Here is a 21,991-nt window from a genome sequence, read left to right as displayed (position 1 = left end):
TCTTATGAAAAAGATTGTCCTATTTGTTGTGAGTTTGTTGATCTGCTTTTCTTGTCAGAAGAAAGGCAATGATACGGTGTCCCTGAAGATCGACTGTCGGTTGACGGGCGAAGTGTTGTTGGCAGGCGGAAACCATTGCCGTTTTCATGATCTGGCCATTGTTGGCGATTATTATATTTTTCTCAGCAATCAGGGTGACACCTTGATCTCGGTTTATAGCCGGCATGATATGTCGTTCATTGGTGCAGGCATGCAGGAGGGAGAGCCCAGTGTGCGTCTCTATCCCTCTTTTGTTCATTATAATTATGCAGAACGGGAGGAGAAAAACCGGATCTCAGTGTGGAATAATACCTTACGCCGTATCGATCAGTATGATTTAAGGAAGACCGATGATACTGTTTTTACGCCTGTGGCCTCTACGTCGTTTGATAAAAAAATGATCGAAAGTCGCTTTCCCCTGATCACGGAAGAGGAGACCTATGCCGTTGGGCTCACACCCAATCCGGGAACAATCTTTTTTTCCTTTCATCCCCGTACCGGTTTCTATCACGTGCCGGCTTATCCGCTTATACCCCATTTGGATTATAGACGAACCAGGAGCAATCCGCATGCTTCCGCCATTTGTGTTAATGAAGAAAAAGGGGTGATCGTGGCTGCAGCACGTTATATCAATATTGTTAATTTTTACGATTTGAACGGCGATATGATAAAACCAATGCCGTATGGCGACAGCTTTATCTTTCCCGAGTTTGACCCTTCCGGGGAGGTGCATAATGTGGAGAAAAGTGTAAAATGCTTTCTCGACATCACCTGTTCTATGAACTATATCTATTGCCTGTATGATGGCAGCAGCAATTATTCAACCCTTTCCACCATCCTTGTGTTCAACTGGGAAGGGATGCACATCCGCAACCTGCAGGTCGATCGAAGCATCCGCAATCTGCAAGTCGATGCAGACGACCACTATCTCATCACCCTTGCCGAGAATGAAGAAGAGGGTAGGGATGTTGTCCGGTATAAGTTATAGGAGGTTTAAGCTTCGATGGTTTGAATTGAAAAGTAAACAAAAGGTTTTTATTTCTCGGAGAACTCCGAGAAAAGGGGGAATTCCCATTCACAAGATCGGGATTCCCCCTTATTTTACTCCTCTTTCAATGCCTTCTGAAGAGCATATTCGAAGTTATGCATCTGGAAGTTATCGTCCATGATACGTCCTTCGCGGTCGACCATTACATAGCGGGGGATGCCGTTGAATTTGAACAACTCCCGTAGATACAAATAGTCGTCCTGCTTGATCCGGTAGACATTGGTAAGTTCCTGTTCTTCCACAAACTTCTCATAATCATTCAAGGGAGACTCTCTATCATTGGTGATAAACAGAAAGGCTACATCCGGGCTGTCTTTGTATTTGGCGCGAGCCTCTTTTTGGCTTTTGATCCCGCCGATGCAGGGGCCACAGGTCGTTGCCCAGAAGTCTACAAAGATATATTTCCCTTTGAACTGGTCAGTCATGCTGCGGAAGATATCCGTTCCTTTTCCCGGAGGCAACTTATAAGCGCCATTTGATTTAGCGGCATACATATCGTTATAAAGACGTACCCCTTCGGCTTTCAGGAAGCTATTCGGGATAGGCAGGATCAGCTTGCTCAAAAGATCCAAACCATCTTCTTTCTCCATCTGCTCAAAATCGAATTTCATCTCACGCAGTTTCGTGATATCATACGTCAGGCTGGGTGCCAGTTTCAATACTTCTGTATAGATGGAGTCTTTGTAATGCCAGTAAGCAAGGGTTTTCTCTTTATATCCCATCAGCCCCATGTATTTTGCTACATAGCTTTCAATCTGTTTTTTGTATTTCTCGCTGAATGCATGCATCATCTTAATTTGCTCTTCATTCGGTGTAAATACACCTTCATTGGTATGCTGAATCGAGAAATAAGCTTTATCATCGGCATCCATCTCCAAGCCCAACTCACCATATAAATACTCACCCAAATTTATCTCCGGTTCTTGCACAACGCTTACAGCCGTTCTTCCTTCCATGAATATATTGGCGTATTCTAAACGGTTCAAAAACATACTAAAGGAGGAAGCGATCAGAAGTTTTTGGTCGTTAAGAGGTATCTTATGTAGAAAACTGTAAAAAGAGGCTGGCAACGATTTCTGCTCTGTTTCTTCCCCTTGCATGCGACTACGCGTGTAATTTATTTCGTATTCAAACAGATAGGAATAATATCGAATCAAACTCTCTGCCTGTAAGATCGCCCGTGTATGGGAAAGTAACTGTTCTGTGTCGAGTATTTCCCGGAGCGCTTCCTGTCTGTCGTGCATGATCGAATCCAACAGTAAGGTGTATTTATCCGCATCCAACGAAAAATTATCATACAGTTTGCCGAAATTGAAGTCGGGAAGACGGCTTTCTATATTCGCCAATTCCTTGTTGACCTCCCCGGCTGCGCCGGAGAAACGGATATCCTTGAACATATACCGACGATTGCGGTAACGATCTGCATGACGAAACTCCTCCCAGTCGATCACCATCGATAAGGTTTGTCCCGGTTCGATGTAGAAGTTGACATTTTGGTTCTGGAATATAACATACTTATAGATCGGGTGTATCAACGGTATCTCTCCTTCGAATCGGCCATCTTCATGTATCTGAATAACAACCGGGGAACTCTCCCGCGTCAATTCATTTTCGGCATAGACGATCCCCGATGTGAACCCGGCTTGAGGCGTATACCCCTTTATGTAACCGATCAAGCGAGCCGGTTGACGGGAGAAGAACGCCTCGCTATCCAGGTCGACTAATGTCTGCTTTTCCGCTTTTTTCAGTTCTGCCTCTATCCATTGAGTCACCTCGGCAGGCACCTCTCCCTTCGGAGCTGCTTTCGCCTTGGGATTCAGGGAAAGACCGTAGACGATGGTGTTATCATCTTCGCCATAATGTATCCTCTTTACCTTTTTGGTATCCAACGGAGGGAAAATAAGGATCATCGTAGAATCGCCCGATGCCGGCATATAAATCTGCTTCTCTAACTCCCCTTTTTCCATACCGGTAACCACATAACGTTCACCCGTATCCGCATCCTCAATAAAGGTATTATGAGAAAAATGTACCCACCAGTGGGGAATAAATGTCGAATGAATATGGAGACGTGTCTCCTTTGGAGTGATTTCAATTTTGGACACATTGGTAATGCCCGAAGAATTGAACTCATAAACTGGGTTTGTCACCACCACCTTTTGAGCCGACAGACCTACTGCTCCTACCAGAAACAGCATAAAGAACAATAAACTTTTCTTTTTCATATATTAATAGATTTTACTCATGCAAAAAAAGTAAACCAAAACTCGTGTTTTCAAATATACGAATACATCGTAATCAACAAGCACTTTTTTGATTATTTTTTTGATAAACAAATCACATACTGTAAATATGTATGTTTTTTTTAAAACAAGAAAAGAGGCACAAAAGAGCTTATTTCTCGGAAAACTCCGAACGCTCGTAATGACGGAAAGTGAAATGGCGTTGGGAAAGGTAGCTGACTAATGTACAAATAATGGTCACGAGGAATTTGGAGGGTGTGGGATAGAAATGAAGATAATCCACAAAGAATTTCAATCCCCAATAGTTAATAAGCAGGCTAGTAAGAACCACCAACAGATAGCGGGAGAACTTGGTGCTGTTTTTCATGGGCGATCCTTTGAACACCACTCCGTTATTGAGCCAAAAACCGGTCAGAAAGGTGATAGGAAAGACTGTCAAGAAAGCGGCGATATGCGGCGAGATAGTCACAAATCCCAGATCCAGGTTTTGCTTATCAAAGATAAAGTTATAAAGAAGGAAATAGAGCAGGATATCCAACACCATATTGCCTCCCCCACATACCGCGTATTTGAACGTATCATAAGGTATGAACTTTCGGAATATAGGGAAATAAAACCAACCAATGATCTTTTCAATAAGTACCTTCACCTTGACTTTTTTTGCTTTATCATTTGGACAAAGGTAGTAAAAATAGCTTAATCTCACTTTGAGACAAGACGCGTTTATATATCCGAATCGTATTAATCACACCTTCAAAGCCTCCTATCGTTATATCCGAAAGGGATAAACCTTTCACCTCGATCGACTGATCGAGCAATCCGTTGATATAGGTTCTCAAGATACCCTTTTCATAACTTATAACAAGGTGGAATTTATCTAATTTCCCGGGGGTGTACCAATGCCCACCGGTACCTCTGTTTTGTGTTTTCCAAATAGCCGAATTGGCCAACAGATTGGTACTCGAATAATTCTTCCCTCCTACCTCAATACAAGGCTTAGGATTTCCTTCCGTAGGAAGTCCGTAAGAGAAGCCCTTCATGGCTATGATATTTCCATAATAGGCATCGTGATCGATGGAGAGAGTCAGGGCTATGGTGAAGCTGTCGGATTTGCGTGTGCGGATCTTTTCCTTTCGTTCGGTGGAAACCCTGCCGATACGTTTTTGCAACAATAGGTCTTTCTCCAGGTCTATGCGCCCAGCGGGGATCTCCATATTGGTATGAATAGCCGTCGGGTAACCGTTCGGACGCGAAGAGCTGACAATCCAATCATAGTAGTCGCCATGCATCCAGGCCAGCTGCGGTTGATCTCCGATATTATAAATCACAAAAGGACGCGCGTTGTTCTTCGGCGAATCGAATGTTAATTGCTCGGAAGAAGCCAGGGTACCATACGTTTCTACCTCATATCTCTTCAATTCATACACCTTTCCATATTTGCCTTTCACCGGTACCGAAGCGTAGATCACATCCGGATTGGTTTTGTCGATCGCCATACCAGCGCTGTAACATTTCTCAATCGTGGGCGTCTGATGGAAGTGCCCTCCGGCATTTGTCAGGAATGTTTTTCTCCATTCGCTACCGTTCCATTTCACATGATAATAATCGTGTGACGTTTTGTCTTCATTGATTCGCACCATGGCAATAACAGGACGCTGCTCATCAATCATAGAGATCTCCCAGAGCCAGTTGCGGTAAGGAGCATCTTCTACGACTGCATCCGGATGATTACTCTTATAATCGGCCGTTGCCTCTACATTATGAAGCGTTCCGCTGCCTATCGTTGCCAACTGATTCCCTTTTATATCTTTCAACGCATGCGTATTTATATCGACATAATTGAAATAAAGATAGTTCACTGATTGATTATCCGGATGAGTAGTCGTATAGGCCAGGTATATCCGGTCTTTTCCGTTCGACATATACTTAGCGTAAGGCCGCACTCCTCTACCGCCCTTTTGCGATTGCACGATCTGATGCGGTCCCCAGTCAAACCGTACTTCATCGTTTTTATCAGGCATGGTCAAGCGCGCGATAGTCGGATGCCAGCCTATCCCCCGCCAGCAAAGATAGATATGATCAGGATCTTCCGATAAGATAAAAGGAGATGGATAGGTGGTATTATGATTCGTTTCCAGCCTTACCTCTTTCCCTAACGTCGTAATGTCGCCCGCCTTTTGTGAGATACGATAATAGAAACAGGGCTCATCAGTATGCCGCGAATAAAAGATCATGATCCGTTCATCCGGCAAGACTAAGAAGGTGGGGTTGTTATGATCGTCGGGTTGAAAATAGGAACGGATCAATACCTCATTTGTCGTCCCTCTCAAATGGTCGATCTGCGTGGCTTTGATATTGCCATATACATCGATATAACCGATATAGGTATTGTTGATGGTGCCTTTCTCATTGGCATAATGGATAGCCCGCGGATCAGCAAACCAACACCAGGCGCCCTCTTCTGTTAATACGTTTTGTTTATTCTCACACCAAGAGGTGGTCGCGGTGATCATACACAGAAACAGGAGTAATAGTCTTTTGTACATAAATCAAAGGAATAAATAGTTTGTTATATTTTATAGAAACAGTAAAGCTACTTGTTTACCGGCCGGCATACCTTGCCATTTCGCAAGCAGCCAACAGGAAAGCACCTACACCAAAATCAGCTTGTGAATTGGCATCGACCACCTGTCCATGAATGGCTTTTTCGCCAATCGGCTGCACATACCCCAGTTTGCCATCTTCCTGAAGCGCGACGGTCACTAAGTAGTTCCAGGCTTTATCGATCACCGGTTTATACTCCGCTTCGTCCAATAAACCATTATTCACTCCCCAAACGATTCCATAGGTAAAGAAAGCCGTTCCGCTGGTCTCCGGTCCCGGGGCAAACTCAGGATCCAACATGCTGCGCGTCCAATAGCCTTCCGGTTGCTGGCTGGCGGCTACGGCTTGGGCTATGGTCTGAAAACGTTCGATGTAAAAATCGCGATGCGCATTTGTTTCCGGCAGATCTTCCAATACACGGGCAAAAGCGGCCAGTACCCAACCATCGCCACGTGCCCAGAAGTCTTTCTTTCCGCTGGGAGTGGTATGCTTGGGATATACATATTTGGCATCCCGGTAGTAAAGACCGGCTTCCGCATCGTACATAATACTATCGGAGAACTGTAGATATTCATACATCTTATCCAGATACAATTCGTTTTTGGTGATTTTATGCATACGGGTCATGACCGGCATCACCATATAGAGGCCATCTGCCCACCACCAATAGTCATTGTTTGGAGTGCTCATCTCATATTCCATCACCTCACGGGCACGAGCGATCTTATGTTCCGCCGGTTCTATCTGATACAGATCTGCATAAACCTGGAAGCAGGTTTGCCAATCGCCAAAGAGCACATATTGATCGCGCTCTCCATACGAATAACGCCATTCCTCTTTGTTGTCCGATTTAGCCCCTTTCCATTCGTTATGTTCTGCCCAAGCCTCGGAGAAGGTCAGGTATTCGGGCTTTTGGGTCAATTTGTAGGCCTCCATATTTCCCGTATGGTAAGCCGCCCGGTGCCAAAAGGCATCTCCATGTTTGGGATTATTGGTTTGCCAATAGTTGTTTACTTTGTGAATAATCTCAATAACCGCTTCCGGTGAGTAAGCCGGAGTTTCTTGTTTTGTTGTACATCCAATAAAAAGGAAAAAACAAAAAGATAAAACTAAAATCTTTTTCATATGACACTTGATAGATTAATAATGTAAATGCCTATTGTTTGTGCAAAAATAAGCAAATCTATGCGTATCCCTCTGATTTATTTTCAAATAATAATAAGAGCATCCGGCAAATAAGCTTGATATAGTTCTGTTTGAAGATCTGCTTCCATTGCTTTCATCGAACATGCTGTGAAGATGTTGGCCTATGTCTTGCGGAGTCCATTCTTTAGTCGAATTGGCTAAAATCAATACGCAAAAGAGAAATACTCCTATACCCAAAATAGGCTTCGTGAAGTAAGTTTGCATCAAATAAATAACTAACTTTGTGCGCTGTAAATGAGAGGGGATGCGGAGTGAGGTGTCCTCTAATTGTCTTAATCAGATAGAATAGAAGTAAAATGGAGTACAATTTCAGAGAAATTGAGAAGAAATGGCAGGCCTGGTGGGATGCCCATGCGGTTTACAAAGTAAAAGAAGATGCGAGTAAACCCAAATACTACGTGTTGGATATGTTTCCTTACCCGTCAGGGGCAGGGCTACATGTAGGCCACCCACTCGGATACATTGCTTCTGATATTTATTCCAGATATAAACGACTGCAAGGTTTCAATGTATTGCATCCGATGGGCTACGATGCCTATGGGTTGCCGGCCGAACAATATGCCATACAAACCGGACAACATCCGGCTATTACGACCGAAAAGAACATCGCCCGCTATCGCGAGCAGATGGATAAGATCGGTTTTAGTTTCGACTGGAGCCGTGAGGTGCGTACCTCCGAACCGGATTATTACCACTGGACACAATGGGCGTTTATCAAGATGTTCAATAGCTACTATTGCTATGATGAGCAGCAGGCGCGTCCGATTGAAGAATTGGTCAGCGCTTTCGAACAGGTAGGAACCGGTGGAGGACTAAACGTGGCCAACGGAGGTAAGTATTCCTTCACCGCCGACGAGTGGAAAGCCATGAGCGAAAAGGAAAAACAGGAGGTGTTATTGGATTTCCGGATTGCTTACCTGGGTGATACGATGGTGAACTGGTGTGCCGATCTGGGTACTGTCTTGGCCAACGATGAGGTGGTCAACGGGGTATCCGAGCGTGGTGGCTATCCGGTGGAGCAGAAGGTAATGCGCCAATGGTGTTTGCGTGTGTCGGCATACGCGCAACGTTTGTTAGACGGTTTGAACAATATCGACTGGACCGATTCCTTGAAAGAAACCCAACGCAACTGGATTGGACGAAGCGAAGGGGCGGAAATGCAGTTTAAGGTGAAGGATTCGGATGTTGAGTTCACTATATTCACCACCCGCGCCGATACGATCTTCGGGGTTACCTTTATGGTATTGGCTCCGGAGAGTGAATTGGTAGATGTATTGACAACTGCGGATCAAAAAGAAGCGGTGGAAGCCTATAAGGCGGCTACCAAAAAGAAAACCGAACGGGAACGTATCGCTGAAAAGAAGGTGACCGGTGTTTTCTCCGGAGCCTACGCGGTCAATCCGTTGACGGGCGAGGATATACCCGTGTGGATCAGCGATTATGTGTTGGCTGGCTACGGAACGGGTGCCATTATGGCGGTACCGGGACACGACAGCCGCGACTATGCGTTTGCCAAACATTTCAATCTGCCGATCATTCCGTTGATCGAAGGCTGTGATATCTCTGAAGAAAGTTTTGATGCCAAAGAGGGTATTATGACCAATTCGCCCCAACCCGGAAAAGGGCTGGAAGGTGGTTTGGTATTGAATGGCCTGGAGGTGCAGGAGGCGATAGCTAAGACCAAACAATATGTAGAAGAAAAGGAACTGGGTAAGGTAAAGGTAAACTTCCGTTTGCGCGATGCCATCTTCAGCCGTCAGCGCTATTGGGGCGAACCGTTCCCGGTTTATTACGATGCCGATGGCTTGCCACAGATGCTGCCATTGGATAAGTTGCCATTGAAGTTGCCGGAAGTGAGTCGATTCCTGCCTACAGCGGCCGGTGATCCTCCTCTGGGGAATGCCACGGTTTGGGCATGGGATATCCTGAACGAAGAGGTGGTGGATACCGCCCGGATCGATCATAAAACCATTTTCCCCTTGGAATTGAACACCATGCCAGGCTTTGCCGGATCGTCGGCCTATTATATTCGCTATGAAGATCCGCACAACGACAAGGCATTGGTCGACAAAGAGGTGAATGCTTATTGGCAGAATGTCGACCTCTACCTGGGTGGCACCGAGCATGCGACGGGTCATCTTATCTATAGTCGCTTCTGGAACAAATTCTTGTTCGACCTGGGGGTTATCAAAAACGAAGAACCCTTCCAAAAACTGATCAATCAGGGTATGATCCAGGGACGTTCCAATTTTGTGTATCGCATCAATGGAACCAATAAGTTTGTGTCGCTGAACCTGAAAGATCAGTATGAAACGACTCCGTTGCATGTTGATGTGAATATTGTCAGCAATGATATATTGGATCTCGAAGCGTTCCGTAACTGGAATCCGGAATACAAGACGGCCGAGTTTATCCTGGAAGATGATAAATATATCTGCGGATGGGCGATTGAGAAGATGTCTAAGTCGATGTTCAACGTGGTGAATCCGGATATGATTGTCGATAAGTTCGGTGCAGACACCTTGCGTTTGTATGAAATGTTCTTAGGGCCGTTGGAGCAATCCAAGCCTTGGGATACGAATGGTATCGATGGTGTTCACCGCTTCCTGAAAAAGACTTGGGGACTGTTCTATAGCCGGGAAGGAAACTTTCAGGTGACCGACGAGGCAGCTACTGCCGATGAATTGAAAGCCTTGCACAAGCTGATCAAGAAGGTGGCATGGGATATCGAACACTTCTCATTCAACACATCCATTAGTGCCTTTATGATTTGTGTGAATGAGTTGACCAGCCTGAAATGCAATAAGAAAGCGATCCTCGAACCGCTGTTGGTGGTGTTGGCTCCTTTTGCACCGCATATCACGGAAGAGTTGTGGCATGTATTGGGACACGAAACAACGATTTGCGATGCCGAATGGCCCGCGTACAACGAAGAGTATCTGAAGGAAAACAGCGTAACATACGCCATCTCATTCAACGGGAAAGCCCGTTTCAATCTGGAGTTACCGGCTGATATGAAGAAAGAAGATGTTGAAAAGGCAGCGCTTAGCCATGATAATTCCGCTAAGTGGATGGACGGCAAGGTGCCTAAGAAGGTGATTGTCGTACCTGGAAAAATTGTAAATATCGTCATATAACTAAATGAGACAAAAAAAAGGGATCCATCGGATCTACCACCACGCCCAAGACTATGTGATCATCCTGATAGGATGTCTGCTTTATGGATTTGGCTTTAATGGATTTATCCTGGCCAATGGAATTGTAACAGGAGGACTTACCGGTGTTGCCACGCTGATCTATTTCGCGACGAATATACCGGTATCCGTCTCCTATTTCGCGATCAATATTATCCTGTTGGCTATTGCCTTCAAGATATTAGGTCTCAAATTTCTCTTGAAAACCATCTTTGGTGTATTTGCTCTTTCCCTGAGTCTCTCGCTTTTCGAGATTCTGCTGGGGGGAGTGCCTATTATTAAAGATCAGGTGTTTATGTCTATCCTTATCGGGGGGGGCATTTGCGGTACCGGACTGGGGTTGATATTCTCCGCCAACGGAAGCACCGGGGGTACGGATATCCTGGCGGCAATCATCAATAAATATAAGAATGTATCGATGGGTACCGGCTTGCTTCTCTTTGACTTCGTGATTATTGGTTCCTCTTATTTCATTTTCCACGATATCGAAAAGATTGTTTTCAGCTTTGTGGAAATGGGGGTAAACAATTATGTATTGGATCGGATCATCAACTCCAACCGTCAGTCGGTGCAGTTCCTTATCTTCTCGCAGAAGTATGACGAGATTGTGGAGCGTATCCTGCAGGATATGGAGCGGGGATGTACACTGCTTAACGGGGAAGGAGGCTATTCGCAACGCCCGATCAAGGTGATTGTGTTATTGGCCAAAAAGTCGGAATCGCTCACGGTGTTCCGCCTTGTCAAAGAGATAGACCCACAGGCCTTTATTTCCCAGAGTGTCGTCCGGGGAGTGTATGGCGAAGGGTTTGATCAGATTAAGACGTAAGAAAAGTAGTCAAAGTAGTCAAAGTAGCTAATTACTTTAACTACTAAGGAGCAAAGCGACTGATAACTACTCTGACTACTTAACTACTTAGCCATACAATTAAAAGCATTTTCCCACGTTATAAATAGCGTATGAAAATGCTTTTTTAATAGGAAAAAACGATATGAAGCTTGTATTTGCAACCAATAATAAGCATAAGCTGGAAGAGGTGAGAGCCATTTTACCCCCTATGGTCGAACTGGTTAGCCTGGCAGATATCCATTGTCAGGATGATATTCCCGAAACAGCCGATACCTTAGAGGGGAACGCTCTCCAGAAGGCTCGCTATATAAAAGAACATTATGGACTGGATTGTTTTGCCGACGATACCGGATTGGAAGTGGAAGCCCTGGATAATGCTCCCGGCGTCTATTCCGCCCGTTATGCGGGTCCCGAGCACGATGCCCGGGCGAATATGGAAAAACTGATCCGGGAACTGGCAGGAAAAGAAAACCGGCAGGCTCGTTTCCGTACGGTGATTGCCTTGCTCCTGAATGGCAAAGAATACTGTTTCGAAGGGATCATCAATGGAACCATTATCGATGAGAAAAGAGGGGACGCGGGTTTCGGCTATGATCCGATCTTTATTCCTTCGGGTTATGAACAGACCTTTGCCGAAATGGGGAATGAAACCAAGAACACCATCAGCCACCGGGCGCTGGCCGTCCGGGCATTGGCCGACTTTTTATCTACTTTATCTATCTGATATGAAACGATTATTTTATATCCTTCTATTTGTTTTATGCGTTCATTCGTACGGCCTGGCGCAGGGTATAGGCACCTGGAAGTCCTATATGGCCTACGATAACACCACGATGGTGGCCGAAGCCGATAACCGGGTCTTTGCCGTAGCCGATGGCTCGCTCTATAGCTATGGGAAAGAGGATGAGAGCATCCGCACCTATTCAAAGAAGGCAGGTGAATTGAGTGATATCGATATCCGGCATATAGCCTATCATACAGGATTGAAAAAGCTACTGCTTATCTATCAGAACGGGAATATGGATATATACGACGAAAAGGGTTTTACCAATATCCCCCACCTGATGATCAATACCTCTATTGCTGATAAGGAGATCTTCGATGTCTATTTCCAGGGCGACTACGCCTATATCTCGGCTGCTTTCGGGGTGATGATGCTCCATATGGGAAAAGGAGAAATCAGCAATACCTATAAGTTGCCCTACCAGGTGTATGCAACCTGTATTTGGAATAACAGGATATACGCAGCCACAGCTGACGGATTAAAGCAGGCTTCGATGGATGATAACCTGCTCGATCCGTCTAAATGGGAATCTTTCGAGGTCGCTTTCCCGGAAGGGAGTGCGAATGATGTGCGTAAGATGGCTTTGTTTCAGGATGCGCTCTATTTTATGATTAAGGGAAAGGGGATCTATTACCGTACATCCGACGGGACGGTCTCTTCTCTTCTCAGGACAACGGATATCCAGGGTATGACGCTTCAGAACGATAAGCTATTGGCCTATTCCTCCACTCGTGCGTATATCTCTTCTTCGCTGACCAACACACAGACTATCAATACCGGAACTATATCCGGCATCTCTTCCATCAAAGAGAATACCTATTGGATTGCTGCCGGGACAGAGATGCTGAAAGGTATTCGTCAGAAAGGTAACACCAATGAGTATGAAACATTCCTTTCAGGCATCTATCTCGAAGGTCCCCGGATGAATCGGGCCGCTGCTATGATCTTCGACAGGGGGCGTTTGTATATCGCTGCCGGAGGAAGAGGTATTAATCGGAATGATACACCCGGAACATTGACGATCTATGATACGGAAGAAGATTTCCCGGAAGATGCCTGGTTTACCTTCGATGCCAAAAAAATCAAGGCGCAGGCAGGCGTCGATTTTAAAGATATCCTCTCCGTTGCCGTCGATCCGCAGGACAAAGAGCATCTCTTTGCCTCTTCTTGGGGGGAAGGGCTGTATGAGTTTCAGGACAAGGAGCTGGTGAAACTTCATGACAAAGATAATAGTGCTTTGGAGTCGGTCGATCGCAATAGCCGTCACTATATTCGTGTGCAAGGCCTGGTGTTCGACAAAGACAATAATCTTTGGATGACAAACAGCGAAGTAGCCCATCCGATTCATAAACTAAAACCGGACGGGACTTGGGATTCGTATGCCTATTCCGGCTTAAGTGGGAAAGGGAAGTATGCTGTCGATGAGATACTTATTCGCCGGAACAACCACAAATGGGTGAACCTGGAAAGAGCAGATGCGGGAGTCGGGGTACTTGTCTTTGATGAAATAACCGATACAGATTCGTTTATCCACCCCTTTAAGACGCGGAATACAGATGATGGCCTCATTAGTGCCAACGCCTACTATTGTATCGCAGAAGATCATAATGGAGAGATCTGGATCGGCACGAACCTGGGACCGATCGTTATACCTCTTCCTGATATCGCTTTGAGCAATCCGGAAAATCTGTATGCCAACCGTCTTATACGCACGGGCGACGATGGCATGCCGGCTCTCTATATGGACGGAGTGACTGTACTGACCATCGTTATCGACGGGGGAAACCGTAAATGGATCGGAACAGACGGGCACGGATTGTTCATTCTCTCGGAAGACGGAAAAGAGACCGTAGAACACTTTACGGCCGAGACCTCTCCTCTGCCTTCCAACAAGGTCGAGTCGATCGCTATCAACCCGCTTACCGGCGAGGCCTTTATCGGAACAGATAAAGGGATTGTCTCCTATATGGGTGGTGCGTCCGAAGGGCGGGAAAACTATTCCAACGTTTATGCCTACCCGAACCCAGTGCGTCCTGAATATGAAGACCGGGTAACGATCACCGGGCTTATGGCCGAATCGAACGTGAAAATAACCGATATAAACGGTAATCTATTGGTTCAGGGCAAGTCGCTGGGCGGAGAATTTACCTGGGACTGCCGCAAGCGCAACGGCGAACGGGTATCTACCGGTATCTATCTGGTCATTGCCTCCGAACCCAACCAAGGGGAAAGTGTCGTGACTAAGATTATGGTTATCAAATAAGAACATCCTCTTCAAGAAAAATCTAATGGAAGAAAACCACTCTCTCTACATGAGGCGTTGCCTGGAACTGGCACAAAAAGGAAAAGGATTCACCTCACCCAATCCGATGGTAGGGGCTGTTGTGGTGCATAACAACCGGATTATCGGCGAGGGATATCACCGTCGGGTAGGAGAGGCGCATGCGGAGGTCAATGCCATTGGCTCGGTGCGCGACCAGTCCTTGTTGCAGGAGTCGACCCTTTATGTGAATCTGGAGCCATGTTCCCACTATGGGCGAACCCCGCCTTGTGCCGAGTTGATCATCCAGAAGCGTATACCCCGTGTGGTGATCGGCTGCCTGGATCCCTATCCGGAGGTGTCGGGTAGGGGAGTCCGTATGTTATTGAAGGCCGGTGTTGAGGTAAAAACAGGTGTGTTGGAGAACGAATCCCGCGCACTCAACCATACTTTTATCACTTTCCAAGAGAAGAAACGTCCCTATATCTATTTGAAATGGGCGCAGAGTGCCGATGGTTTTCTGGATCGAAGCCGGGAAGATTATAGCGTGCCGGCCACTGTTTTCTCGCTGCCGTCCACGCGGAGGTTGGTGCATCAGCTGCGTGCGGAGGTCGATGCCATCTTAGTTGGAACGCGCACCGCCCTGTTGGATAACCCTTCGCTTACCTTGCGCCACTGGACAGGGCGTGCTCCGGTACGGGTTGTGATCGACCGTCATTTGAATATTCCATCCCATTATCATCTATTCGACGATTCGGTGCCGACCATCGTCTTTACGGCTCGAACGGCTGCCGCTATGAAAAACACCGAGTTTGTCCTGCTTGATTGGACTCTCCCCCTGCTTCCTCAACTATTATACACCCTGTATGAGCGCCGCTTACACAGCCTGTTGGTAGAAGGCGGAAGCCAACTGTTGACCTCCTTCCTGGAAGCAGGTTTATGGGACGAGGCACGCATCGAAACCGCTCCGTTTTGCCTGGGCACGGGAGTGAAAGCGCCGCTCATCACCTCTTCCTCCTCCCCTTATTATCAACAAGCGCTTCAGTCAATAGAAACAAACACAATCTGCCGGTATATTAAAAAGTAGTCTTGTTTGGTTTCTTAACGAATGTTAAATCATCCGTTTTCGTCAGAATCCCCAATTTACGATTTGTAATTTCGGCGGGACTTTGCGCGCAAAAAGGCGGGAGTATTTTTGCAAACTCCCGGGAGAAACACTTTTTAACGTATGGATTTGTAAGTAAAATGGTCGTTTTGCTTACAATCGCCATTTTAACATTTCGGAATGTGTAGTGCGAAAATGAACATTGTCCATAGGAGCAACAGGCGGTATTGGTTTTTTGTGTATGTTTGTCTGGTAGTATATAGAGAAAGAAGTAGAACACCAAAAATAGAAAGCAATGGAAAAATCGTATGGAAATTTAGTGGCAGGATTGTTTGTGGCTATTGGTATTATCGCCTTGGGCCTCTCGTTGAAGTCTGGTATTAAAGGCTTTATTCAGAAAGAACGGGTTGTGTCTGTGAAGGGACTTGCTGAAAAGGAGGTGCCGGCCGACAGGGTTATCTGGCCTTTGACTTATAAGGAGATAGGCGATAACCTCTCTGTATTGTATAATAATATGGAGAAGAAAAACAATACGATTATCAGCTTCCTGAAGGCAAACGGTATCGAGGAGGGTGAGATCACAGTTGCTGCTCCGGAAATTATCGATATGCAGGCAGAAAGGTATGGCAACAATCAGGTACCCTATCGCTATAATGTGACTTCGGTATTGACTGTTACCTCTTCCAAAGTTGACTTGGTGCGCAAGTTGATGACCTCTCAAAGTGATCTGTTGAAGGAGGGGATCGCTATTAGCGGAGGTGATTATCGCTATACGACCCAGTTCCTTTTCACAAAACTGAATGAGGTCAAACCGGGTATGATAGAGGAGGCGACGAAGAACGCGCGGGCAACGGCGCAAAAATTTGCGGAAGACTCGGATAGTAAATTAGGTAAGATACGGTCGGCTTCGCAGGGGCAGTTCTCGATCAGCGACCGCGATGCCAATACCCCTTACATCAAAAACATACGGGTAGTCACTACTATCGACTATTATCTGAATGACTGATCGACCGGTTATCTGATAACTTATACATAAAAGGCTGCCTCAATATATGATTTGAGGCAGCCTTTTTTATGATTTTCAAAATATCATTTTAACTACAGACTCAGCGCTTTGCGGATTGCATCCACATAGTCTAATTTCTCCCAGGTAAAGAGTTCCACGCGGCGGATAATGGGTTCCGGTAGATAACGGGAGGTGAATACCTTCGTTCTGGTTACCGGTTGGCGTCCCATATGCCCGTAGGCGGCTGTTTCTAAGTAGATCGGATTGCGCAGTTGCAGGCGTTCTTCGATGGCTTTCGGGCGCATATCGAATATCTCCTGAATCAACGAGGCGATCTCGCCGTCGGTCATATTCACCTTCGCACGTCCGTAGGTGTTGACAAAGATATTCATCGGCTGCGCTACGCCAATAGCATAAGATACCTGTACCAGCATCTCATCGGCCACACCGGCGGCCACCATATTCTTGGCAATGTGACGGGCAGCATAAGCAGCCGAACGGTCGACCTTCGAAGGGTCTTTGCCCGAGAAAGCGCCGCCGCCGTGAGAGGCTTTTCCGCCATAGGTGTCGACAATGATCTTACGGCCGGTCAGTCCGGTATCACCATGCGGGCCACCGATCACAAACTTGCCGGTCGGGTTCACATAATACTTGATTGAATCGTTGAACAACGCCTGTACATGTTCCGGATATAATGCCTTTACACGCGGTACGAGAATGGCTTTCACATCTTCTTCGATCTGCTGTTGCATCGCTTTGTCGGCCTCTTCCTGCGACATATCGAGGGCTTCCACAAACTCATCATGCTGCGTAGACACCACGATGGTATCGATGCGAAGCGGCGTGCCGTTGTCGCTGTACTCGATTGTCACCTGTGCCTTGGCGTCGGGACGCAGATAGGGCATCAGTTCCGGTGTTTTCTTACGGATATCAGCCAGCTCTTTCAATAGGCTGTGTGAGAGGTCTAATGCCAGAGGCATATAGTTTTCCGTTTCAACAGTTGCGTATCCAAACATCATTCCCTGGTCGCCCGCACCCTGATCCATTGGATCTTCGCGCTCGACACCCCGGTTGATGTCACCGCTTTGTTCGTGAATGGCCGACAATACACCGCATGACTTAGCTTCAAACTGGTACTCACTTTTGGTGTAACCAATTTGTTCGATTACCGAACGTACTACATCTTGCACATCCACATATGCGCTTGATTTTACTTCTCCTGCCACTACAACCTGTCCGGTCGTTACAAGTGTTTCGCAAGCTACTTTCGAGTTCTCGTCATATGCCAGGAACTCATCAAGCAAAGCATCCGATATCTGATCGGCTACTTTATCGGGGTGTCCTTCAGACACCGATTCGGAGGTAAATAAATAACTCATTACTCTATAAATTATTAGTTTAGTAATGAATTGACCAAAGGAGGGAAACGATTGCCGAACGGCAGAAACAGTGAGGGGCTTGTTTTAGCATTTTTTCCTGTGGTTGCAAGCAATACAAATCTATCCACGTCAATTCTGAGCGCAAAGATACAAAAAAAAGGGATCATTCAAGTGATCCCTTTTGGAAAGATATAATTTTGACTGCGTAATCCGTAGCTCAATTCATCCGTTAATTCGTTTTCTCTACTATTTCCTCGATAGCTAAACGCCGGTATTCGGAGGGTGAGAGCTTGTAGTGCTCCCGGAAGTTGCGGTAGAAGGTGACTTTAGAACCGAAACCCGAGAGGAAGGCTATTTCGTCGATTGTCAGGTTCTCTTCGCTTGTCAATAACTGGCGGGCATACCTGATTCGGAGCCGGTTGATATATTCATTAAAAGAACAATCGGTATTCTCCCTCACAGCATCATAGAGGTATTTCTCGTTGGTGCCCAAGAGGGTGGCGATCTTTTTGCGGTTGATATCCGTCTGTTTGAAAAGCTGTTCGCTTTCCATCAACTCTTTCAGGGAAAGATAGAGTTTAGCGCTTTTAGAACTTTCAGTATCGGGCTGCGATGCCAGGATAGTCAGTTCCTTTTCTTCTACCTTGGAGACGAGGAAATCCTGATTCTTTATTTGCAGGTAGAGTTCGCGGTTCTTCATTTTGAGCTTGCGCGAATAGAGGTATATCAGCGTACCGATGATGATCAGTAAAATGCAGGCTGTGATCAATCCGACAAGGGTGATGCGCAGGTTCGTGATGGAGGCCTTTTTGCGTTCCAATTCGAGGTTTTGCTCGTTTAATTTGTCTTGCCGGTAGCTTTCGTATTTATAGCGTTGTTCTATTTTGTTTATCTCCGTCTGCCGATTGCGCTTTTGCAATGAGTCGTTGACCGCGCTCCATTTCTGCAATGAATTGTATGCCGCCCGGTAGTTCCCCTCAGCCTCATAGACCTTGCCCAAAACCTTCAATGCAACATCAAACGTATGGTTCGGCCCAATGTGTTTGTCGATCAATGCGACCGTTTGCAGAGACAATTGCTTTGCCCGGTTGAGGTCTCCTCGTTTCAGGTAGTTCTCAGCCAGGTGGCTATACAGGAAGATCTCTATTCGCGGATTGCCGGTAGCTTGTGCCATCTCGATGGACTTTTGAAAATAGCGATTTGCCTCTTGGTAGTCTCCCTGGTTTTCATACCAGTCGCCTATATTTGCATAGATGTGATACAGACGTTCCTGCTTTTTCTTGTCGACAGGTGGTACTTCTAACAGGTGGGCTGCCGCCTGGAAAGAGGCCAGTTTCTTTGGTGAATCGATGCCGTAGAGGCTGGCTTTGTTGTTGAAAACCGTAGCCATCTGCATGGTGTCGCCTATCTGTTGAAAGAGGGTGTAGGCATGGGCATAGGCTGTTTCAGCGGCCAGGCTGTCTTTTGCATTTTTGCTGGCGTCGGCTACATGGAGAGAGAAGCCGGCCTCCGGCATAATCATATTCGTCTCTTGCGCATACTCAACCGCTTCCGAAGCATATTGCTTCATCATCAGATAGTCGTTTATATAGAAATAGGCGTTGCAGATATCCTCGTAGAGCCTGAACATGGCGCCGGTGTTGTTTAAATCTTTTTGCAGGGAGAGTGCCAACAGGTAGTTGTCGAGTGCCTGGTAGTAAACCCCCGATTTATAAAAAGCAAGCCCCGTCTTGTGAGCGTTTACGGCTATGCTGTCGATCCGCAGGGAGTCTTGTCGCGAGGTGTTGTTTTGCGCAGAGGCTTTTGACGCCAATAAGAGGGCAAATAGCGTCATAAGAAGTGTAAGTTTGTTAGATGTGTTCATTATTTGAATTAGTCTGTTTTCATGAATGATCCGTGGAGAAAGAGTTAGCTTAATGGAAGAGTAAACCAGGCAACAGATCCTTTCTTCTCTTGTGATTCGATTCCGATGGAGCCGCCTAAGTCTTCCATAATGTTTTTACTGATGCTCAACCCCAAGCCAACTCCCTGCTCAAAATTATCTACTTTATAGAAGTTGTGGAATACTTTTTCAATATGTTCTTCCGCAATGCCGATGCCGGTATCGACCACTTCAAAGCGCAATCTGTTATCGCCGGTCACCTCGTATTGCATACGGACGCTTCCTTTTTCTGTGAATTTGAAGGCGTTGTTCAATAGGTTGTAAATAACCTGTTTGACATGTCCCCGGTCGGAATGAATCAATAGAGGAGGAGCGTCCGAAGGAAAGATCAGTTCTACATCCGAAGGTATAACGTGTGACTTCTCCTTATAAATATCTTTGCACAGCTCTTTCAGGTCGAACACCTGCTTCGTATACGGCAGTTCTTTGGTCTCTAAGTAGGAGAAATCCAGCAAATCGCTTACCAGTTGCAGCAACACCTCGTTGTTTTTATTGATATGCTGTACCAATTCGCCTGTTTCCGGGTTGTCGTACATCTCGCCCAGGATATTCGAAAAACCGACAATAGCATTCAAGGGCGTGCGTATTTCGTGGCTCATATTGGCCAGGAAGGCTGCTTTCAATCGGTCGGCCTCTTTGACCTGCAATAATTCCATCTCTTTTTCCTGCTGTTCGGTCACATTCACCATATAGCAAACAATGCGTGCCGGTTTGCCTTCCGCATTGTATTTATAGGTTCGGATATTGCAATTATACCATAATATCTCCCCTTTATGTATGCGCCGGAAGATGGTGGTAAAGCTGTCGATCTCGCCCTCTATCAGGCGTTGGAAACCATCGATGGCGACCTTCTCGTAGTCGTCGGGGTGGATGGAATCTATAAACGGATTCTTCAAGCCGCCTTCGCTATTGTTAAAAGCGTCGATCTGTTCTAAATAGTCGGGGTTGTCATCTATTCCGAAATCCACACGCAGGCTTCCGCTTTCCAGATCAAACTCCCAGAGGAAAGCGTTGCCTGTATCGACTGCAATCTGTAGTTTTGCCAGGTTCGACTGTATCTGTTCGTTCTTCAGGTGATTTTCCGTAACGTCGGTTACCAGAAACAGGTAGCCCTGCAATTCGCCTTCACCATCTTTGAGCGGGGTACATTTCGCATTGATGTATTTCGTGGTTCGCTTTTCTTCCCACTGATAAAAACCTTTCTCCTGTGCCACATCGAAACGATAGATCATGGTCATATCGGCCTCTTCGCCCCGGCGTGCCTTCTCTTTAGCCTCCTGCGGGATATTGGGGTTTTCGAACATATTTGTGCCCAGTGCCTTTTCCTTCGTGATTCCGAATATATCCATATCGGCCGGGTTGATATCGAGTAGCAATCCCTCTTTGTCGTACACCTCGATACCCATCGGCATCTTCTCGAAAATAAGTTGAAATTTGGCTTCACTCTTAAGCGCTTCAAAAGAGGATTTCCGGAGCTCTTCCTTCGAACGGATCTGTTCGATAACAAAAGAGAACAAACCGGAGAAGAGGCGCAGGTTTTCGATATCCAGATCACTCCATTCCCGTTTCCTGTTTACACAGTCCATGCCAACAAAGCCATTGATGTTTTTATCATAGTAGGTGGGAATGGCCAATTGCGATCCGATATGCAGCTCTTCCATCAGTTTTCGTTCCGCTTCCGCTTCCGCAGGCAATACCGACGAGTCATATACACAGATAGGTCGGTCTTCTTTTATCTTTTCCAGCCACCAGGGAAGCTCATTTTTCGATAAACGATTGTAAAACATCTCCGGCATTTTTCCGGTCTCTTCGGTATGTACCTCCTGAATAAAACTCATTAATTTTGCCTCACCCGTAAAGAAACCGATAAAAACCCGGTCGACTGAGAAAAAGTCTTTTATGATCGACAGGGAATTGTGAATCGAATCCGCGTGGTTTGATTGTAATAAGGTCAGTACAGACGACAACGCTTTGCGTAAAGCGATCGTATTCGCCAAAATAACATCATTGTAATATTCAGGCATTTTTTCACTGTTTAAGGGCTCGTTTGGGGTCATAATTGTATGCAGGTTAATAAACTCATATTCGCAAAGATAATAAGAGCCATTGAATATTAAGAATACTTTACCGATAAAATCATAGGATAAGCGCATTTAAAATCATGAAACAGGAAACGAACCCAAAATAGCAAAATGATATTTCGGCAGGAGTTTTTTTGCAAAAAGGCAGGGGTTTGCGAACAAACTCCCGGGAGTTAGTATTTGTTAACAATTGAAGTGTAAGCAATCCACCCCTATTTTAACTAAAAACAACCCCCTTCTGCTTACACTTCGG

The 21,991-nt window shown here is 46.0% G+C and carries 14 protein-coding genes; 7 read left to right on the top strand and 7 right to left on the bottom strand.

Features of this window, described 5'->3' with window-relative positions; all coding sequences use genetic code 11:
- The first annotated feature begins 4 nt into the window (after nt 1-4).
- Nucleotides 5-1,027 (top strand): BF3164 family lipoprotein, encoded by a 1,023-nt coding sequence (locus M2137_RS08450; protein WP_280766008.1) that lies wholly within the window; start codon nt 5-7, stop codon nt 1,025-1,027.
- Nucleotides 1,028-1,140: 113 nt separating this feature from the next.
- Here the strand turns inward: M2137_RS08450 and M2137_RS08445 are convergent, their stop codons facing one another.
- The 4 genes from M2137_RS08445 to M2137_RS08430 form a co-directional block, all read right to left on the bottom strand.
- Nucleotides 1,141-3,312, bottom strand: a complete 2,172-nt coding sequence (locus M2137_RS08445; RefSeq protein ID WP_280766007.1) for a TlpA disulfide reductase family protein — start codon at nt 3,310-3,312, stop codon at nt 1,141-1,143.
- A gap of 169 nt (nt 3,313-3,481) precedes the next feature.
- Nucleotides 3,482-3,979, bottom strand: a complete 498-nt coding sequence (locus M2137_RS08440) for a GtrA family protein (protein WP_280766006.1) — start codon at nt 3,977-3,979, stop codon at nt 3,482-3,484.
- A 19-nt stretch (nt 3,980-3,998) separates the two neighbouring features.
- Nucleotides 3,999-5,876 carry a BNR-4 repeat-containing protein gene (locus M2137_RS08435; protein ID WP_280766005.1) on the bottom strand — a complete coding sequence of 626 codons (1,878 nt, stop codon included), beginning with the start codon at nt 5,874-5,876 and terminating at the stop codon, nt 3,999-4,001.
- Nucleotides 5,877-5,931: 55 nt separating this feature from the next.
- Nucleotides 5,932-7,059: a glycoside hydrolase family 88 protein gene (locus M2137_RS08430; protein ID WP_280766004.1), complete on the bottom strand. Its 1,128-nt coding sequence runs from the start codon at nt 7,057-7,059 to the stop codon at nt 5,932-5,934.
- Between the two features lie 377 nt (nt 7,060-7,436).
- Here M2137_RS08430 and leuS point away from each other — a divergent pair, with 377 nt between their 5' ends.
- From leuS to M2137_RS08400, 6 genes are all read left to right on the top strand, one after another.
- Nucleotides 7,437-10,277: a leucine--tRNA ligase gene (gene leuS / locus M2137_RS08425; RefSeq protein ID WP_280766003.1), complete on the top strand. Its 2,841-nt coding sequence runs from the start codon at nt 7,437-7,439 to the stop codon at nt 10,275-10,277.
- Between the two features lie 4 nt (nt 10,278-10,281).
- The gene (locus M2137_RS08420; protein ID WP_280766002.1) at nt 10,282-11,160 is read left to right on the top strand and encodes a YitT family protein; all 879 of its coding nucleotides are present in this window, start codon (nt 10,282-10,284) and stop codon (nt 11,158-11,160) included.
- Nucleotides 11,161-11,323: 163 nt separating this feature from the next.
- Nucleotides 11,324-11,905, top strand: coding sequence for a non-canonical purine NTP diphosphatase (locus M2137_RS08415; RefSeq protein ID WP_280766001.1), 582 nt, complete (start codon nt 11,324-11,326; stop codon nt 11,903-11,905).
- Between the two features lies 1 nt (nt 11,906).
- Nucleotides 11,907-14,228, top strand: a complete 2,322-nt coding sequence (locus M2137_RS08410) for a T9SS type A sorting domain-containing protein (protein ID WP_280766000.1) — start codon at nt 11,907-11,909, stop codon at nt 14,226-14,228.
- A 25-nt stretch (nt 14,229-14,253) separates the two neighbouring features.
- Nucleotides 14,254-15,312: a bifunctional diaminohydroxyphosphoribosylaminopyrimidine deaminase/5-amino-6-(5-phosphoribosylamino)uracil reductase RibD gene (gene ribD, locus M2137_RS08405; protein WP_280765999.1), complete on the top strand. Its 1,059-nt coding sequence runs from the start codon at nt 14,254-14,256 to the stop codon at nt 15,310-15,312.
- A 313-nt stretch (nt 15,313-15,625) separates the two neighbouring features.
- Complete coding sequence (locus M2137_RS08400) at nt 15,626-16,336, top strand: SIMPL domain-containing protein (protein WP_280765998.1); 711 nt, start codon at nt 15,626-15,628, stop codon at nt 16,334-16,336.
- 92 nt (nt 16,337-16,428) lie between these two features.
- On the opposite strand, the gene metK is transcribed toward M2137_RS08400, so the two are convergent.
- From metK to M2137_RS08385, 3 genes are all read right to left on the bottom strand, one after another.
- Complete coding sequence (metK, locus tag M2137_RS08395; RefSeq protein ID WP_280765997.1) at nt 16,429-17,715, bottom strand: methionine adenosyltransferase; 1,287 nt, start codon at nt 17,713-17,715, stop codon at nt 16,429-16,431.
- A gap of 229 nt (nt 17,716-17,944) precedes the next feature.
- Nucleotides 17,945-19,579, bottom strand: a complete 1,635-nt coding sequence (locus M2137_RS08390) for an AraC family transcriptional regulator (RefSeq protein ID WP_280765996.1) — start codon at nt 19,577-19,579, stop codon at nt 17,945-17,947.
- A gap of 44 nt (nt 19,580-19,623) precedes the next feature.
- Nucleotides 19,624-21,681 (bottom strand): ATP-binding protein, encoded by a 2,058-nt coding sequence (locus M2137_RS08385; RefSeq protein ID WP_280765995.1) that lies wholly within the window; start codon nt 21,679-21,681, stop codon nt 19,624-19,626.
- Between the last annotated feature and the right edge of the window lie 310 nt (nt 21,682-21,991).

This window comes from Parabacteroides sp. PFB2-10 (assembly GCF_029893085.1).
In the GTDB taxonomy this organism is placed as follows: domain Bacteria; phylum Bacteroidota; class Bacteroidia; order Bacteroidales; family Tannerellaceae; genus QVMG01.
Note: the sequence above shows the minus strand (reverse complement) of the source record. Positions and strands in the feature narration are given on the sequence as shown.

Coding starts and splice junctions, on each gene's coding strand:
- leuS (WP_280766003.1), top strand. CDS start 7,437: ATGGAGTACAATTTCAGAGAAATTGAGAAGAAATGGCAGGCCTGGTGG.
- M2137_RS08415 (WP_280766001.1), top strand. CDS start 11,324: ATGAAGCTTGTATTTGCAACCAATAATAAGCATAAGCTGGAAGAGGTG.
- ribD (WP_280765999.1), top strand. CDS start 14,254: ATGGAAGAAAACCACTCTCTCTACATGAGGCGTTGCCTGGAACTGGCA.
- M2137_RS08410 (WP_280766000.1), top strand. CDS start 11,907: ATGAAACGATTATTTTATATCCTTCTATTTGTTTTATGCGTTCATTCG.
- M2137_RS08445 (WP_280766007.1), bottom strand. CDS start 3,312: ATGAAAAAGAAAAGTTTATTGTTCTTTATGCTGTTTCTGGTAGGAGCA.
- M2137_RS08430 (WP_280766004.1), bottom strand. CDS start 7,059: ATGAAAAAGATTTTAGTTTTATCTTTTTGTTTTTTCCTTTTTATTGGA.
- M2137_RS08420 (WP_280766002.1), top strand. CDS start 10,282: ATGAGACAAAAAAAAGGGATCCATCGGATCTACCACCACGCCCAAGAC.
- metK (WP_280765997.1), bottom strand. CDS start 17,715: ATGAGTTATTTATTTACCTCCGAATCGGTGTCTGAAGGACACCCCGAT.
- M2137_RS08390 (WP_280765996.1), bottom strand. CDS start 19,579: ATGAACACATCTAACAAACTTACACTTCTTATGACGCTATTTGCCCTC.
- M2137_RS08435 (WP_280766005.1), bottom strand. CDS start 5,876: ATGTACAAAAGACTATTACTCCTGTTTCTGTGTATGATCACCGCGACC.
- M2137_RS08385 (WP_280765995.1), bottom strand. CDS start 21,681: ATGCCTGAATATTACAATGATGTTATTTTGGCGAATACGATCGCTTTA.
- M2137_RS08400 (WP_280765998.1), top strand. CDS start 15,626: ATGGAAAAATCGTATGGAAATTTAGTGGCAGGATTGTTTGTGGCTATT.
- M2137_RS08450 (WP_280766008.1), top strand. CDS start 5: ATGAAAAAGATTGTCCTATTTGTTGTGAGTTTGTTGATCTGCTTTTCT.